Raw genomic sequence first — 16955 nt, forward strand, 5'->3', positions numbered from 1 at the left:
AGGTGCAAAACTTATACTTTCTTATATTTTCAACAAAAAGCAGGCTCAAACGTACCTATTCGGGACGTTTGAGCCTGCTTTGTTGTTACCTTAATTAAATTATCTGTTTAGCCTTGTTTAGGAGGCTGAAATGAACTCTTCAGTGAAACGATAAGATTGAATACAAGATGTCCAGGCGCCGAATATTTGCTATCCACATTAAAATAGCCATGACGGAAGAACTGGAATTTATCCTGAGCCACGCTATCCTTAAGCGCAGGTTCAACAAACCCTTGCAGGATTTCAATGGACTTAGGATTTAGCTGATCTAAGAAACTAGGCTCCGATTTCTCTACCGAGGAATCCAAACCTTCAACCTCCACAGCTTCATCCGCTTCTTCAGCAGAAATCAGAGGCTCATATAGACGGAATTCCGCAGGAACCGCTTGGCTAGCTTCAACCCAGTGCAACGTACCCTTTACCTTGCGGCCTGTAAACCCGCTTCCACTCTTCGTTTCTGGATCATACGTACAATGCAGCTCCACTACCTCGCCATTCTCATCCTTAATAACATCATTACATTTAATGAAATAAGCATGCTTCAGACGTACTTCATTGCCAGGGAACAACCGGAAATATTTGTTCGGCGGATTCTCCATAAAGTCATCACGTTCCACATAAATTTCACGCGAGAATGGAATTTGGCGTACACCCATTTCTTCATTCTCTGTATTATTCTCCGCTTCAAGCCATTCCGTTTGACCTTCTGGATAGTTGGTAATTACAACCTTAAGCGGTCGTAACACAGCCATAGTACGCGGTACAGTTAGCTTAAGATCCTCACGAATAAAGTGCTCCAGCATTTGCAGGTCTACCAGACCCTGACTCTTGGAGATCCCTGCTTCATATACGAATTTACGAATCGCTTCCGGTGTATATCCTCTGCGGCGCAGACCAGAAATCGTAGGCATCCGTGGATCATCCCAACCGTCTACATGTCCTTCGTCTACAAGCAGCTTCAGCTTACGCTTACTAGTCATCGTTTGAGCCAGATTCAGACGACCAAATTCATATTGATGAGGGACAGCTGGCATCTCACATTCAGCTACAACCCAGTCGTAGAATGGACGTTGATCTTCGAATTCAAGTGAGCAAAGGGAGTGGGTAACCCCCTCAATAGCATCTTCTAACGGATGAGCGAAGGTATACATTGGATAGATACACCATTTATCGCCTGTGTTATGGTGATGTGCATGTGTAATCCGATAAATGACAGGATCACGCAGGTTAATATTCGGTGACGCCATATCGATCTTGGCGCGAAGAACCTTCTCACCGTCCTTGAATTCGCCTGCACGCATACGCCGGAACAGATCCAAATTCTCTTCGATGCTACGATCGCGATGCGGACTATTCTTTCCTGGTTCCGTCAGCGTTCCACGCAATTGACGAATTTCATCCGCACTGAGGTCATCGACATAGGCTTTGCCCTTTGTAATTAATAATTCGGCACGTTTGTACATTTCCTCAAAATAATCAGATGCAAAACGCAGCTCTTCCCATTCATAACCGAGCCACTTTACATCTTCCTGAATGGAGTTTACATACTCCATATCCTCTTTGGCCGGATTCGTGTCGTCAAATCTTAGATTAGTCTTACCACCGAACTCGTCCGCCAGTGTAAAGTTAATCCAGATCGCCTTGGCATGTCCGATATGTAAATAACCGTTCGGCTCCGGCGGAAAGCGTGTGACAACTTCCTTTACTTTACCTGTACGGAGGTCTTCGGTAATAACATTTTTAATAAAATTGGAGGGGGTAGTACGGTTCTCCACAGCTATCAACCTTTCATTCTGTAGTGTTACACTACTTCTTGTATAAACATGTTTCCTACTAATATACCCGTTAACTCTAGATTGTTCAATAAAAGGGGGCACAAGGTCAGGATCATTTTTTAGCGTCTTTAGACCTTTTGACTTCTCTGCGGGCGATAGAGTAGCATGATAATCATAAGAAATAATCCATAATCATACATAAGGCCTTGTGCCGAAAAGGAGGCAACCGCTTGTTTAATTATGTCATCGATGAAGAGCTGATGTTAAAGCCGCTCCTGCCTGAGCATGCTAGGCACATATTCGCGTTAGTGGAGCGCTCGCGGGAACGGCTTAGGCAATGGCTTCCTTGGGTGGACGCCGTTACGGAACAGGATCACAGCCTTAATTTCATCAAAAATGCTACAAAACAAGGCACCGAAAATGGCGGCTTCACCGCCGGGCTTTGGATTCGCGGCGAGCTGGCTGGCATCATTGGGTATCATCAAATTGACTGGCATAACCGCTCCGTAGGGATTGGTTATTGGCTAGGTGAAGGTTATGAAGGCAAAGGTTATATGACCAGCGCCTGTCGCGTCCTAGTGGACTATGCACTATTGGAAATGGAGCTGCAACGTGTAGAAATTCGCTGCGCGACCGGAAATGTTTCCAGCCGGGCGATCCCGGAACGACTTGGTTTTGTTCTTGAGGGTGTGATTAGACAGGCAGAGAAACTGCCTGATGGCTACGTCAACCATGCCGTATACGGTTTATTGCGTAGTGAATGGCAGCTGCTCGGCTAAGTTAGGCTAAGCCATGCAACACACATAAGCTCATAAATCAAAATAAACCTGGAAGGCATACGCCTCCAGGCTTATTTTGATTTGTAGATAGTGTTTAGCTCTCCGGCAGACCCAGCTGTTTTCGAAACTTGTTCCGAACTACGGCGGAGAGAGTTCCTAGCTCCGCAAGAACTGCCAGTGCAGCTTCCTCTTGCAGCCCTACTTGCATTAAATGTAGTACATGCGCCACGGACGCACCGCCAGCTCCACTTTCTTTTTTGACAATAGCATCTCCGGTTGAAATCTTTCCTTCACGAAGCACACGCAAGTAAAATCCACTATATCTAGTGTCCAGCACTTGAGCCGGGAGATCTGCGGGGCCATGCTTTTGTGAGATTTTGAAGCAAGGATAACGCGGCTGACTGACCTGTAGCACAGTGGTACCTATTTCGTACACATCGCCAATGCACACGTCTGTCTCTAATAAGCCTGACGTTGTTATATTTTCTCCAAAGGCAGAGTAATCCAGTTTCTTCCCAAGCTGCCGCTGCCAGTAGGGATAATGCTCGATGGGATAGGCACAAACTGCCTTATCAGGGCCCCCGTGATGTTTCAGGTCCGCCTGACCATCTCCAACAAAACCATTGGCATGTAGCTGAACTGATCCTTCTACAGGCATTTTATAAATTCCAGTCTCCAAAGGTTTCCCCCGATAATCCACTGTTACCGGCCGCCCCACATTAAGCGAGATGATCTCCATATCCTTCTCCTCCTGCCAGCATACAGCACATAAATATTTCATCCACATATCGACCGCCAAGATAAAACTCCTCCCGCAGACGTCCCTCTTCCACAAACCCGCATTTACGATAAAAAGAAAGCGCTGATTCATTACAGGATAATACGCGTAGACGCAACTTACGAATGGCATTATCTGCGGCATGTTCCTTAATAGCCTCTATGAGCTGCCGGCCAATACCTAAACGTTGATAATCCGGATGAACAGCAATATTGACCTCGCACACATGCCTGTTACTCTCCATTCGACTAGGGCAGCCAAACCCAACATATCCGCATAGCTTGTCATCCTTTAGCGCTACTAGCTGCGAACCCGGGGGAGCATTCAGTAGGTAATCCTCTTGGGAACGCCAGATTAATGGCCCCGGGCTAGTGTCCTCCGTCCAGATCATATGATCCAGATGAATCAGTTCCCGCACGTCTTTAATTTCTGAGAACCTTATTATAAACCTGTCCCTGTTGCTAAGTTTCATAAAGATGTACACCCCTTGCCTTGCACCTCTATAGAATTCACAGTAGATCATTTGAATCCACTATGCTCAACTATCCTATTGACCGCTCCAATGAATTTCCTCGGCGGTTGATATACGCATGAACGATAAAGAATCCTACGGACAGCAGTGCCATCGCACATGCCAACCATGCGGTAGGCGCTAGACCTCCACTGTCGTATAATCTACCCATTAAGTATGGCCCAATCACCCTACCGACTGCCCCCATTCCTCCACTTAGACCTAGATAGAAAGGAGCACTGCGACCTGCATGATCTGAAATAAAGGAAGGCATGGCCGGAGATATCAGCATTTCCCCAAGCGTAGCGAGTACCATCCCAAGCACTAGACCTGAATAAGTCGGCATCCATAAAAGAACAGCATACCCTCCTAAATAAAATAGAGCACTTACTGTCATTTGCGCCGTTGAGGTAGATGCGAACCAACGTTTAATTACTGTTACGAGCGGCTGAGCCGCAAAAATGAGAATTCCGTTAAGCGTCCAGAGAAAACCATAAGTCTTCTTAGGCCAGCCCTCAGAAATAATAAAAGGAGATACTCCTGTATTCCAGATAGAGTTACCTAGCAGTAGGAACATCGAGGCAATACCCATATAAAAATAAATTCGTGTGTGCCCCATTAGCTTCCAGGTGGATTGTTTGTCAGGACCAGCCTTCTGATGTTCTGCGACCTCCTGCGAAGAATCTCCTCCGACTTTCTTGAGATATACAAAAAAGAATACCGCAAATACCGCAGAAGTTACGCCGTTCATCACAAAGCTGAGCATATAAGAAATATCGGCCAAAAAACCACTTAACGCCGTACCCAGTGCTACACCAATATTATTGGCGACATAAATAACATTAAACAGCTCTCCGCGCTGCTTCGTAAAACGAAAGCCGATAAATGCCTGAATCGCAGGTAATGACAGTGAATTAAAGAGCCCTACCAGTCCCATCGCGACCATAAATAACGTCCAGTTGTTACTTGCTGCCGGCAAAGTGAACAGTGCAAGTGCATTCATGCCCAGCGCTCCAACAATCAGCCGGTTAACGCCTACCTTATGATAGAGTGAGCCCCCGAGTAGTTGACCCACAATCCCTCCAACCGATTGAATAAGAATCACTAATCCAGCATCCGACATGCTGCGTCCAAGCTCATCAAAAACATACATCGTAACCAGTGGCCACATCAGTGCACTACCCGTTGCATTAATAAGGCTAGCAATTAAAAATATCTTAACTTCTTTAGGATAATTCTGTAAAAACTTCATAAGTAGTGTACATCCCCTGTAATATATGTGTCATTATTCCATCCAGTATTATCCCAAAACAGGGTTCAGGGCAAGCAGACGCATTGACGTGCTATCGTGATAAAGTATTAGTATACTTCACTTCTTATTTAGGGCTAACTTCTAACGTCGCTGAGAAAAAAGCGGCACCGTTCACGTCCACTGTCCGCCCTATTTTTATTATCTATTTATATTTTATAGTTGCCGCTGTCGTCCGTAAAGTAGACTGAACGATAATGAAGTGTTTCATTATTACAAAGCCGGGGTAATAGAGCCTAGAAACACTCCCCCTTTTAAAATTCGCCGTGCGTCCGATTTCGTTCCCCCGAGCTCGGATACATCACGGCGGATTTTATTTGTCTATACAGCAAAAAGCACCCCTCGACTATTCTAAGGAGTGCTTTATAAGATAGGTTTAGGCGTGTTTCTTTACACCGCTGCCGGACATGCTGTCCACGGACTGAATAGATGCAGGCTCTTTACGCAGGTAAGCCATCCAATAAGCTGCTGCAACAAAGATTGCACCACCCGTCAAGTTGCCTAGCCATACCGGAACAAAATTGTTAAAGTACTCTCCCCATGAAAAATAACCTTCAAAAATAGCTGCGGGAATTAAGAACATGTTGGCTACAACGTGCTGGAAGCCGATAGCTACAAAAGCCATCGTCGGGAACCAGATGCCGAGGATTTTGCCACTGAAGTTATCTGCTCCATAGGAGAGCCATACCGCCAAAGCTACGAGCCAGTTACAACCTATCCCGGAAACAAAAGCCGGAAAGAAGTCTGCTTCAAGCTTATGTCCTGCCATCTCCACTAATTTTTCCAAATACACACCGTCAGAGGTTAAACCAACCACGTGACCGAAAAAGTAAGCTACAAACAAAGCTCCCGCCAGATTGCTTAGGGTAATCAATACGAGATTCTTAACAACCTCCCAGAAGGATATCTTCTTAGCCATAAAAGCAAGTGGCACAGCCATCATATTGCCTGTCAGTAGTTCTCCCCCTGCAAGCAGTACTAGAATCAACCCAACAGGGAAGACAGCTGCTCCAATAAAGTTAGCGATGGATCCCCATTCATGTGGTGCGCCAGCAATAACGCGAATATCCAGTAAAAATCCGAGCGCGATAAACGCTCCTCCCAGAAAGCCCAGAATTAGTACGGTGCTTAAAGGATTATGCGCCTTTTTTATGCCGTTCTCGACCGTGACTGCGGCAATCTGCTGCGGTTTATTATAAGCCATGATTCCTATCCCCTTCATCTATTTACTTAAAATTTGTTCCTTTACGACCATTGTAGCGTGTCATAAAACACATTAACGTGATAATTATCACTTATTGAAAAACTAAGTGAAACTTTTCACTGACATGTCAAATTTAACGAAGCGCATCCATAATTACATTTATAAGAATAAGCTCCATATTATTTTAAAGGTAAATAGTACCAGCTTCAATCACAAAAAACCGGAGCCATATATGGCTCCGGTTTACCCTTTATTGTTCACAGGCAATTAAATTATACGGTTACTGCCTCTTTGCTTGGTACTGATGCTGGTAGCGATTCGAGGCCAACTGTATTCAGGAAGTTCCAAGGCTTGTTGTAATGAGGTTGGAAGAAGAAATCGATAAAGGCAAGCTGATCGATTGTCATTTTATTTTGAATACATACAGACACTGTGTTGATTGATTGCGTCAAATCCGTCTTGGACAAGATTTGCGCTCCGAGAATGCGGCGTGTGGCGCGATCAAATACCACTTTTAATTGCACCTGCTCGAAGGTTGGCATAAATTCTGGACGGTAGTTGTCAATAATCATGGTAGTTTCTACATCCATCCCTTCAGCCTTAGCCCCTTCTTCAGTAAGACCTGTAGCAGCGATATTATCTTCATAAATTTTAATGCCCGAAGTCCCTTGAGTGCCCATATAAGGAATCGTCTCTGTCACTAAGTTACGTGCGACCAATGTGCCCATCCGTACTGCATTGGTTGCCAGTGGAATATAAGCGTGCTTACCTGTAGGGTTGTAATGAATCGCACAGCTGTCACCAGCGGCATACACATCTGGGCAACTGGTCTGCATATAATCATTGACCAGAATTGCGCCATTTGGCAGCATATCCACTTGACCTTTTAACAGCTCAGTATTTGGACGGAAGCCGATGCAGAGAATTACAAGATCCGTCTCATGCTCCCCTCCACTTGTGATAACCTTGGTAACTTTACCACCTTCACCAGCAAAAGAACTTACCTTCTCATTCAGCGCTAATTTAATACCATGGTCCTTAAAGGATTGTTCGATCGGCGCAGTAAACTCTGGGTCTAAATATTTATTCAAAATACGATCCTCACCATCAATAAGCGTAACTTGCTTTCCGTTCATTTGGAAGGCTTCCACCAACTCAACGCCGATATATCCAGCACCTACAACTGTGATTTTATTTGCTTGTTTAGCTTTTTCTATAATGGTATTGGAATGGTCATAGTTCTTGCAAAGTAAGACGCCTTCCAGCTCAATCCCTTCGAGCTTCGGCACAATAGGCCAAGATCCCGTAGTCATAATCAGCTTATCGTAGGTATCGTCAAACTCCTGTCCGGTTGCCAAATTGCGAACACGCAATGTTTTGGACTTCGTATCCACAACAGTCACTTCATGACGCATGTTGGTCTTTACACCAAGCTCAGCAAGCTTCTCAGGGGAAGAATAGAATAGCCCGTGTGGGTCCTTGACCACTCCACCTACATATAAAGCAATTCCACAGGATAAGAAAGAAATATTATCATTACGCTCATACACCGTAATCTCGGCTTCCGGGTGAAGCTTAGCAGTATTTACAATTGCGGCAGTTCCGGCATGGGTACATCCAATGACAGCTACTTTCATTATTTTCTTCCTCCTTCAAATGGACAACCTGGTTATATATTCGAATTGCTTGACTGACCAAATTAGATATCTGATCACCGATGAGTTAATTGTGATTTATTTCACTTTATAAACTGATTATATTGTGATATTTATCACATTACAAGTCTTTTCGCCTATATTCTCAGATTGTTCACAATTTTAAGCATTTTCCGTCACTGCTGCCGATTGCGACCTCGTTAGCTTTGCCATGGGCGTAGAACATTATGTTCTGCCCCCTCAGGATATACTTTCTTATAACGCGCAAAAAAGGCTTCCCCCTAAACCACAGGGAAAAGCCTGATCATAAAATAAATCTACACCAAACCGTGAATTACGCCATCCTCATCCATCCATAGTGCCTCAGCAGCAGGCTTAGCCGGTAGACCTGGCATCGTAACAATATTGCCCGTAATCACTACAGCAAACCCTGCACCGAGCGAAAGGGTAATATCACGGATACCTACCGTGAATCCTTCTGGAGCGCCAAGAAGTCTAGGCTGATCTGAGAAGGAATAAGGGGTCTTCGCCATACATACTTGAAGATTATTTAACCCAAGGCGCTCAATCACCGCTAGACTGCGTTTAGCCGCAGGGGAAAAGTTAACCTCCGCACCACGGTAAATTTCACGAACAATCTTGGTGATTTTGGAAGAGATGTTGAGTTCATTCTCATACAGAGGAGCAAAACGTTCAGTATCTCTCTGGTCCAGAAGTTTCTTTAGTTCCGAAGCCAACTCTTGTCCGCCCGCACTACCTTCTGCCCACACCTTGGATATTGCCGCAGGAACGTTCAATCGTCGACAAGCTTCCACAACGTCATTAATCTCTTCTGGGCTATCCCCTTCAAAATGATTAATAGCAACAAGAACAGGTACTCCAAATTTGCCGAGGTTCTCTACATGGCGCTCCAAATTAGACAATCCAGAGCGCAGCGCCGTCCGGTTCTCGGTTTGGAGCTCATTCTTAGGTACACCACCGTTATATTTCAAGGATTTCACCGTCACGACAAGCACTGCCGCTGAAGGGGTTAGACCCGCTTGCCGGCATTTGATATCCATGAATTTCTCTGCACCAAGATCCGCTCCGAAGCCTGCTTCTGTAACAACAACATCTCCCAGCTTGAGTGCATATCGAGTACCGATAACACTACTGCAGCCATGGGCGATATTCGCAAATGGACCACCGTGTACAATAACAGGAGTGCCCTCCAGGGTCTGCACCAGATTAGGCTTAACTGCTTCCTTCAGCAGCGCTGTCATCGCTTCAACTGCCCCTATTTGCTCGGCCGTTACAGGCTGTCCTTCTTGGTCATATCCAATCAAAATACGGTTCAGACGCTTTTTGAGATCACTCAGATTATCACATAGGCATAATACAGCCATAATCTCAGAAGCTGTTGTAATCTGAAATCCACTTTCCCGCACAGCTCCATTTCCATCTCCGAGTCCTGTCACGATATTCCGCAGACTACGATCATTCATATCCATCACGCGTTTCCAAACGATACGCTGCGGATCAAGACCCAGCTCATTACCTTGGAAGATATGATTGTCAATCATCGCAGACAATAAGTTATGTGCAGAAGTCACCGCATGAATATCACCCGTAAAGTGCAAATTAATCTCATCTGCCGGAATGATCTGTGACTTGCCGCCGCCCGTGGCACCACCTTTCATGCCTAAGCATGGTCCGAGGGATGGTTCACGCAAGGCAGCCACTGTTTTTACTCCTGCTGCGTTCAATGCCTGTGCCAGCCCAATGGTTGTTAAGGTCTTCCCTTCGCCCGCAGGGGTTGGATTCACCGCAGTGACCAATACCAGCTTGCCATCTGGTTTGTTCTTCATGTCTTCCCATAAGGACGGTGATAGTTTACTTTTATATTTGCCGTATAGTTCCAGATGCTCTTCGTCAATTCCCGCTTGTGCTGCTACCTCTGTAATTAACTTCATGCTCGTATTGAACCCTCCTGCCGTTATTATCCTGCTGTATTCCACGCTTTATGCATATTTTGCATGGGCATTACATTCTCTTCAAAGGATACATGGTCTCTGTAAAGCGTCAAGTATAATTTATCACAACAAAATTTAAGGCGCCTATTCTATATTCCTATGTAAAAAAAGAAAATCCCGTCGAAGCTCGGCCAAAGACCGAGATCGAAGGGATACTTGTAAAAGAACAATTCATCAGTCCCTAAATAATCTACAATAAGGACTCAATCTGTTCTGACATCGTTTCTGGTGATTCCTTAGGCTCAACCCGAGCGACAACACGGCCGCTACGATCTATAAGGAACTTCGTGAAATTCCAGCTAATGTCGCTGCTGTCTCCAGCACCGGGTTGCTGCTCTTTTAAATAATTAAAAAGAGGGCTGGCGTCCGGTCCATTCACATCCACTTTGGCAAACACAGGAAATGTAACGCCATAATTAATCTGACAGAATTCTTCTGCCTCTTCACTTGTACCCGGCTCCTGACCCGCAAATTGGTTACAGGGGAATCCTAATACTACAAGTCCCTGATCCCCATACTGCTCGTACAGCTTTTGGAGATCTCCATACTGCGGTGTAAGCCCACATTTGCTCGCCGTATTGGCAATCAGCAGCACCTTACCTTCATACTCCGTGAATGACGCTTCTTTACCCGAAGGCGTAACACCGGAAAAATTGTAGATCGACATCGTTATTCCCCTTCCTTCCATGTACTTAGACTACACTACGTATCTTACCCGAACTGTAATAGAATGCAACTTATCGAAACTCTCTAACCACAAAGAAAGAAAAAAGCAGCCCTATATATTGCTTAGGACTGCTCTCTATGATTCTGTTATTTGGATACCGGTACAACATCATAATATTCTTCCAGTGTAATATCTTTATCCACGATATAAGTAGCTATATCCTTGCCTACATAACGGATATGCCAAGGCTCATACTTATATCCTGTAATGTCCTGCTTACCTTCTGGATAGCGGATGATAAAACCATATTCCGCTACATGCTGTGCCAGCCACTCCGCTTCCTTCGTCCCACCGAAACAGCTCTCCGCAGCACATTTTCCATCACTTCCTGAGACATCGATAGCAAGTCCTGTCTGATGCTCACTGTAGCCCGGTACGGCACTGTATGTACGGGCCATTTCTTCTCCGTCTTTCTCTACATAACGATTATACAGTGTCGTCTGGGTTTTCTGAGAACGGTAAGCTGAGACACCAGCCAAATAAATTCCGTCGTCCTCCGCACCTGCGAACATTTTCTCTAAAGCTTTGGCAGCTTCACTGCGCATCATACGTTTTTCAATTTTCTCTTTAAATGTAAACCGTACATCCGGGTAGACGAGATCGGCTGGTTTATAATTATCAGGCAGTCCATACTCCTTATTTACCATCACAGCTATGCTGTCAGGCCCTTTAAAAGAATCATCAGTGCTATTTCCCTTGCCGTTACTATCCGGTTCAGACGGATCAGAGGGATCCGTTGTATTAGATGGATTAGCTACCACTGGGTCTGTTATGCCCTCTTCAGTGCTATTACCATCTTCACCAGGCTTAGCTTGAAGATCATCCTGCACATTTATATTGGAACCGCTACTATTTGAAGCAGAAGGAGAAGGCGTCGTATACTTCCCAATCCCCCACCCAACAGCAATAACGACAATTAATAAGACTAATATTTTTAATTTTTTAGACATCTGCAAGTTCTTCCTCCTCGAAGTCGAAACACTATATTTATCTATTAGACAGGCTTTCCTTCAAAAATGTTACACTAAGATCCTTTTTTAGACAAATATCGCTCAAATCTGCCCACAAAATAAAGTTACCATAGGTGATTAGCTTGTCTGCTAACTTCCCTATGGTAACAAGTTTTAGCTATGAAATTCCACTTACTTTATCTGGATGTGCCTCTGCCGCCGCTTTTAAAGCCGCCGGAGCTGCCACGTCCACCGCGTGAGGAGCCAGAGTTTCCGCCGTTGCGGCCACCTTTACCAGCGCCACCCTTGGCACCACCGTAACCGCCTTTGCTACCTTTTCCACCTTTACCGCCGCCTCTAGACGGGCTTGCACCGTAGCCGCTGCCTAAGCCGCCTCGTGGCGTGCCTCCAACGTAGGCACCACCGTCTGCACCTCTGGCTACGTTCTCGCTGTAGCCAGTGCTTGGTCCGCCCTTGCGGTTCGCAACGCGCGAACCAGTGCTAGGTGCTGCCGCGTTGCCGCTGGCGGGCGCCTCGCCTCTGGAGGCGAAGGCGCCATAGCCGCCGCCTACTCGCACTACGCCGGCAGCCTTGCCGCCGCCCTTTGGAGCGGCAGCGTCATAACCGCTGCCGCCACGCTTGCCAGCCGCCGCATCCGAACGGCCGCCGCGGCGACCTTCTGCAGGCGCACCCCAGCCGCCTGCTTCCTTACCGCGGCCGCGGCCACCTTGCCGCGCTCCGCCTTCGCCGCGCGGAGCTCCGCCGCGGCCAGAGCCGCCGGTCTTTGGTCCGCGGCCCGTACGCGCTGCCTCAGCACCACCGCTTTGACGACCGCCGTGGCGTCCGCCGCCTTGTACTGCAACGAATTCGCCAACGCCGAATTCATCCTTGTCGTAACGGCGACGATCCAGGCGCTGCGATATGCCGTGCTCAATCAAATCTAGTCCATCTTGCTCACGTGGAGAAGTGAACGTGATTGCAAGCCCTTTACCTCCGGCACGGCCTGTCCGGCCGATCCGGTGAATATAGCTATCCACATCAAGTGGCATATCGTAGTTAAAGATATGGGTGATACCTTCGACATCCAGCCCCCGAGCCGCTACATCTGTAGCTACAAGAAGCTGCAGCTTCGCATCACGGAATCTCTTCATTACACCTTCACGTTTACCTTGAGACAAATCGCCGTGCAGCTCATCACAATCATAACCTGCTGCTTGGAGTGCTTCGTTCAGCTTGGACACCCGACGTTTAGTCCGGCAGAAAATAATAGCCAAGTAAGGACGATCCCGTTCAATCAATGCTTTGAGTGCCTCTTCTTTATTACGATCTGAGACTTCTACGACTTGCTGTTTGATATTATCCAGCGGAATCGGAGAACCACTCTTAATAATGATATCCAGAGGCTCTTTCATGTAATTAGCTGCGAGACGTTTAATCGGATCTGGCATCGTCGCAGAGAACAACATCGTTTGACGGCGATAAGGAACAGCCGTAATAATGGTCTCTACATCCTCCAAGAATCCCATATGCAGCATTTGATCCGCTTCGTCCAGAACGAGCATCTTAACGCCACTAAGATCGAGCGTCTCCCGGCGCATATGATCTAGCAGTCTACCCGGTGTACCGATAATAAGATGTCTGCCGCCTTCGAGCTTACGCAGCTGCTTCTCAACATCCTGACCACCATAAACGGCCAGGATTTTGATATCCGTATGACGCGCCAGCTTTCGTGCCTCTTCTGTAATCTGCAAAGCGAGCTCACGAGTTGGAGCCATAATTAGCGCCTGCGGATAAGCTCGCTCCGTGTGGATCTTGTCCATAATTGGCAGCAAGAAAGCTAATGTCTTCCCTGTACCTGTCTTCGCTCTTGCAATTACATCCAGACCCTGCACCAATGGCGGTATTGCTTCCTGTTGCACTGGTGTAGGCTTAACGATGCCTTGACCTTGAAGCAATGTACACAGTAATTCTGAAACACCTAATTCTTTAAATCCCGGCAAATTCTCCACCTCACTATTTTCTCAGTTAAATTTGATTACATCTCTTACTTAACTTCCGTCTTCCAAAGCCCTATTCAGGCAGCCCCTACCCGACTGTCCTTTTGGGGGCGTATGCTTCCGATTCAGCTATATTCAAACAAAAGCGGAAGAACCCCGTCACCGGCATTCTTCCGTCCCATGTATCCCTTGACCCGTTAAAAGAGTGCGGTCAAAGTTCGGTTTCTGGGCAGCAGCGATCCACCGGACGTTTAGACGGCACTCCATTTGCGTTCCATTCCACTTTATACAATAGAAGTAAAGTTAAGCTTAGAAAGTTATCTTTTATATTGTACTTGATAGAACGGCATTTGTGTGAAACTGCAGAATAATAATTATTCTATCCTGTAGTTGTAGGTTAGAACCTTCCTGATTTAAAAATCGCAAAGATCAACCATAAGAACATCAGAAGCGCTACTACGCCGCCAATCTCCACTGTAGGGAAATTCCATAACACTGAAGGCTGACCGCGCATTGCAGTGCCAATAATGAGTCCAACCATGATGATACTGAACGCAAGCATCACAATACTAAACGCTAAGCGGTTCCCAACCCGGTCCAGCTTTCGCTCTAAATTCTTTATCTCAGGTGCCACTACCTCCACCTTTATTTTCCCCTTACTAATTAGCGCGGATAACTGCCTTGCCTGCCCAGGAAGCTCTAGAAGACTCTCCGTTAAATCGGCTACGCCTCCAAGGAGCTTGCGCTGCAATCGGGGACCACTAAATCGCTGCTTCACAAGTTCCCGTCCAAAAGGCTCTGCCATCTCTAAAATGCTAATCGTTGGATCCAAGTTGCTAATGACACCCTCAAGCGTCAGCATCGTCTTACCAAGCATCGTTAGATCCGGCGGAAGGACTAATTGATGCTTGCGAGCAATGCCAAACAAATCATTTAGCGCTTTACCTATGCTCATCTTACTAAACGGAACATCATAATACTCTTCGCGAAGTCGATCCATATCAGTATGCAACGCCGTTCGATCAGCATCCTCAGGGATGACTCCGAGACGCAAAATTGCCCGGACCATCGCATCCGTATTCTTGCGCATTAGTGCGATGACAAGCGCAGACAGCTGCTCTTTCATCTCTTCGTTCAGCCTACCTATCATGCCAAAATCAATCAAAGCCAGCTTCCCATCAGCCATTCGTATAACATTCCCTGGATGCGGATCCGCATGAAAAAAGCCATGAATGAAGATTTGCCTTAGCATCATTTCCACGAGCTGCTGAGCGATAACCTTAAGCTTAACTCCGTTACTCAATAACTCATCGCGACGACTCAGCGTAATCCCTACCACATATTCCATCGTCAGCACCCGTGCTGACGTGTAGTCCCAATAGATATCCGGGATGTATACTCCGTCATAATCCATCTGTTGAGCAATTTTCTCTGCATTGCGGCCTTCTTGGCCGTAATCCAGCTCGCCAAGCAGAGATTTCGAGAATTCCTCTACCATACGGGACAACTGATATTGCCTTGCCCAGCCTAGCTGCTTCTCAGCAAGAGCACTTAGATCTTTAAGAATTTCCAAATCTCTACTCATCGTTCGCAGTATGCCAGGGCGCTGAACTTTAACAGCCACCACCTGCCCACTATGAAGAACAGCTCTATGCACTTGACCGATCGACGCAGCCGCAAGGGGAGTATCCTCAAAGGAATTAAAGATTTCATCCATCCGTTGATCGAGTTCATGCTCCACAATCGTGCGCACGCGCTCCACAGGGAACGGGGGGACATTATCCTGTAGTTTTACCAATTCTTGAATAATAGAATCAGGCAGCAGATCCGAACGGGTACTGGCGAGTTGTCCAAGCTTAATAAAGGTTGGACCCAAATCCTCCAATACGAGCCGAATCCGCTCCCCGAGCGTAAGACTTGTATGAGCTTCTTGCGTTACAAGACGGCGTGGAAGGGATAATAAATGATAGAGCCCCAGCTCCTCCACCATATAGCCAAAACCATGGTGCATAAGCGCCATGGCAATGGACCGGTATCGTCCGGCATGTCTAATACGTACTGCCATTTAGTCCGTACGCGTTTCCGCCGATGTTCCTTCTAGATGGGAAATGCCCTCCAGCTCGGCCAATCGACGCTCCAATACAGCAATTCGGCCTTCCAGCTCATCAATATCACTTTGTGCAGGAACCTTCATTTCCTTTAACACGCGTTGTACTTGTTCTTGTACAACAGACTTGAGCATACCTCGCTCTTCTTCACCGCGTTCAATCAGACGGTCAACTAGGGCCTTAGACTCCGAAGGAGCAAGCTCCCCACGCTTCACTAGTTCCTCAACAACCTTTTCTACTTTTTCCTTACTAACAATGGTGAGGCCCACTCCTAAAGAGATCGCTTTTTTAAACAAATCACTCATAGTACTTCCTCCCAAAGATTCCGTTTCGTTACAAACGGAGTTGATGATTAAAGTATACCTCACTGTGTGCGTATTTCAAAAAAATGCGATATCACTCAGTTGCTTACCGGAATGCGTGCAGCCCAAGTAGCTGCCTGCAAGATCAGTTTACGCAGTGCTGGATGGCGGAAGGATGGCTCATGATGCCCAGGCATAAGGAATACTACTCGTCCTAAACCATAGCTGTGGCACCATGCAGCTGGAAGCCATTGCCCCTCCGATTCATACTGAAGAAGAATAGTCCGATCTGTGAACGGATCAAATTCGAAATGATAAGGCTCTTCATCCAGCTGGAAGTCTTCAACGCCCTCAGTAATGTCATGCTCCAGCACCTTAAAATTCATTGGCTCGTAAGCGGTGTGACCATTAAAGCGGCCCCCGATCAGCTGAGCTAATTCGTTACGCTTCGTCAATGAAGCACCTGTATGAAGAACAATTAGTCCTCCACCACCGCTCACGTAGCTGAGTAGGCCAGCGGTTTGCTGAGGAGATACCGTTTCATTCCATAATTCATTGTAGGCAATGCATAAGTCATAACTTCCCAAATGCTCAATGCGCATCATTTTTTTATTTTCTGAACACTGAACGGTTAATAAATCATTTAAGATCTCGCTAATTTGTTGGTCCACTCCTTGAAGTGGATGGAAACGGGGATGGGTATAATCACCAAGTAACAGACATTTTCTTTTGTCCATGGGGATCCTCCTCCTTATTCATTGTTATTATTCATCACATGTTGCCTATATTCTAAGGAAAACTGCTGCGAA

At 46.4% G+C, this 16955-nt stretch carries 14 protein-coding genes; 1 reads left to right on the forward strand and 13 read right to left on the reverse strand.

Going from position 1 to position 16955, the window contains the following annotated elements; all coding sequences use genetic code 11:
* Positions 1–107: 107 nt before the first annotated feature.
* A complete protein-coding gene (locus tag CA598_RS17730; RefSeq protein WP_094872105.1) occupies positions 108–1814 on the reverse strand; it encodes a glutamine--tRNA ligase/YqeY domain fusion protein in 1707 nt (568 codons plus the stop codon).
* 230 nt (positions 1815–2044) lie between these two features.
* Here CA598_RS17730 and CA598_RS17735 point away from each other — a divergent pair, with 230 nt between their 5' ends.
* Positions 2045–2593: a GNAT family N-acetyltransferase gene (locus tag CA598_RS17735; protein WP_094872103.1), complete on the forward strand. Its 549-nt coding sequence runs from the start codon at positions 2045–2047 to the stop codon at positions 2591–2593.
* 94 nt (positions 2594–2687) lie between these two features.
* On the opposite strand, the gene CA598_RS17740 is transcribed toward CA598_RS17735, so the two are convergent.
* The 12 genes from CA598_RS17740 to CA598_RS17795 form a co-directional block, all read right to left on the reverse strand.
* Positions 2688–3332, reverse strand: coding sequence for an MOSC domain-containing protein (locus CA598_RS17740; protein WP_094872102.1), 645 nt, complete (start codon positions 3330–3332; stop codon positions 2688–2690).
* Positions 3313–3843: a GNAT family N-acetyltransferase gene (locus tag CA598_RS17745; RefSeq protein WP_094872100.1), complete on the reverse strand. Its 531-nt coding sequence runs from the start codon at positions 3841–3843 to the stop codon at positions 3313–3315. The genes CA598_RS17740 and CA598_RS17745 overlap by 20 nt, the downstream gene beginning before the upstream one ends.
* Before the next feature lie 70 nt (positions 3844–3913).
* The gene (locus tag CA598_RS17750; protein ID WP_094872099.1) at positions 3914–5134 is read right to left on the reverse strand and encodes an MFS transporter; all 1221 of its coding nucleotides are present in this window, start codon (positions 5132–5134) and stop codon (positions 3914–3916) included.
* A 433-nt stretch (positions 5135–5567) separates the two neighbouring features.
* Positions 5568–6395 (reverse strand): formate/nitrite transporter family protein, encoded by an 828-nt coding sequence (locus CA598_RS17755; protein ID WP_094877329.1) that lies wholly within the window; start codon positions 6393–6395, stop codon positions 5568–5570.
* 272 nt (positions 6396–6667) lie between these two features.
* Positions 6668–8032, reverse strand: coding sequence for an FAD-dependent oxidoreductase (locus CA598_RS17760; RefSeq protein ID WP_094877330.1), 1365 nt, complete (start codon positions 8030–8032; stop codon positions 6668–6670).
* A gap of 335 nt (positions 8033–8367) precedes the next feature.
* The gene (locus tag CA598_RS17765; RefSeq protein WP_094877331.1) at positions 8368–10002 is read right to left on the reverse strand and encodes a formate--tetrahydrofolate ligase; all 1635 of its coding nucleotides are present in this window, start codon (positions 10000–10002) and stop codon (positions 8368–8370) included.
* A 250-nt stretch (positions 10003–10252) separates the two neighbouring features.
* Positions 10253–10729, reverse strand: a complete 477-nt coding sequence (locus tag CA598_RS17770; RefSeq protein ID WP_094877332.1) for a glutathione peroxidase — start codon at positions 10727–10729, stop codon at positions 10253–10255.
* Positions 10730–10875: 146 nt separating this feature from the next.
* Positions 10876–11739 carry a M15 family metallopeptidase gene (locus CA598_RS17775; RefSeq protein WP_094877333.1) on the reverse strand — a complete coding sequence of 288 codons (864 nt, stop codon included), beginning with the start codon at positions 11737–11739 and terminating at the stop codon, positions 10876–10878.
* Between the two features lie 197 nt (positions 11740–11936).
* On the reverse strand, positions 11937–13739 hold the full coding sequence (locus CA598_RS17780) for a DEAD/DEAH box helicase (protein ID WP_094877334.1): 1803 nt from the start codon (positions 13737–13739) through the stop codon (positions 11937–11939).
* Positions 13740–14133: 394 nt separating this feature from the next.
* Positions 14134–15801 (reverse strand): ABC1 kinase family protein, encoded by a 1668-nt coding sequence (locus CA598_RS17785; protein ID WP_094877335.1) that lies wholly within the window; start codon positions 15799–15801, stop codon positions 14134–14136.
* Complete coding sequence (locus CA598_RS17790; protein WP_094872086.1) at positions 15802–16149, reverse strand: phasin family protein; 348 nt, start codon at positions 16147–16149, stop codon at positions 15802–15804.
* A gap of 95 nt (positions 16150–16244) precedes the next feature.
* A complete protein-coding gene (locus CA598_RS17795; RefSeq protein ID WP_042192549.1) occupies positions 16245–16883 on the reverse strand; it encodes a ThuA domain-containing protein in 639 nt (212 codons plus the stop codon).
* Positions 16884–16955 lie beyond the last annotated feature (72 nt).

Origin of the sequence: Paenibacillus sp. VTT E-133291, assembly GCF_002264395.1 — a bacterium.
In the GTDB taxonomy this organism is placed as follows: domain Bacteria; phylum Bacillota; class Bacilli; order Paenibacillales; family Paenibacillaceae; genus Paenibacillus_AQ; species Paenibacillus_AQ nitricinens.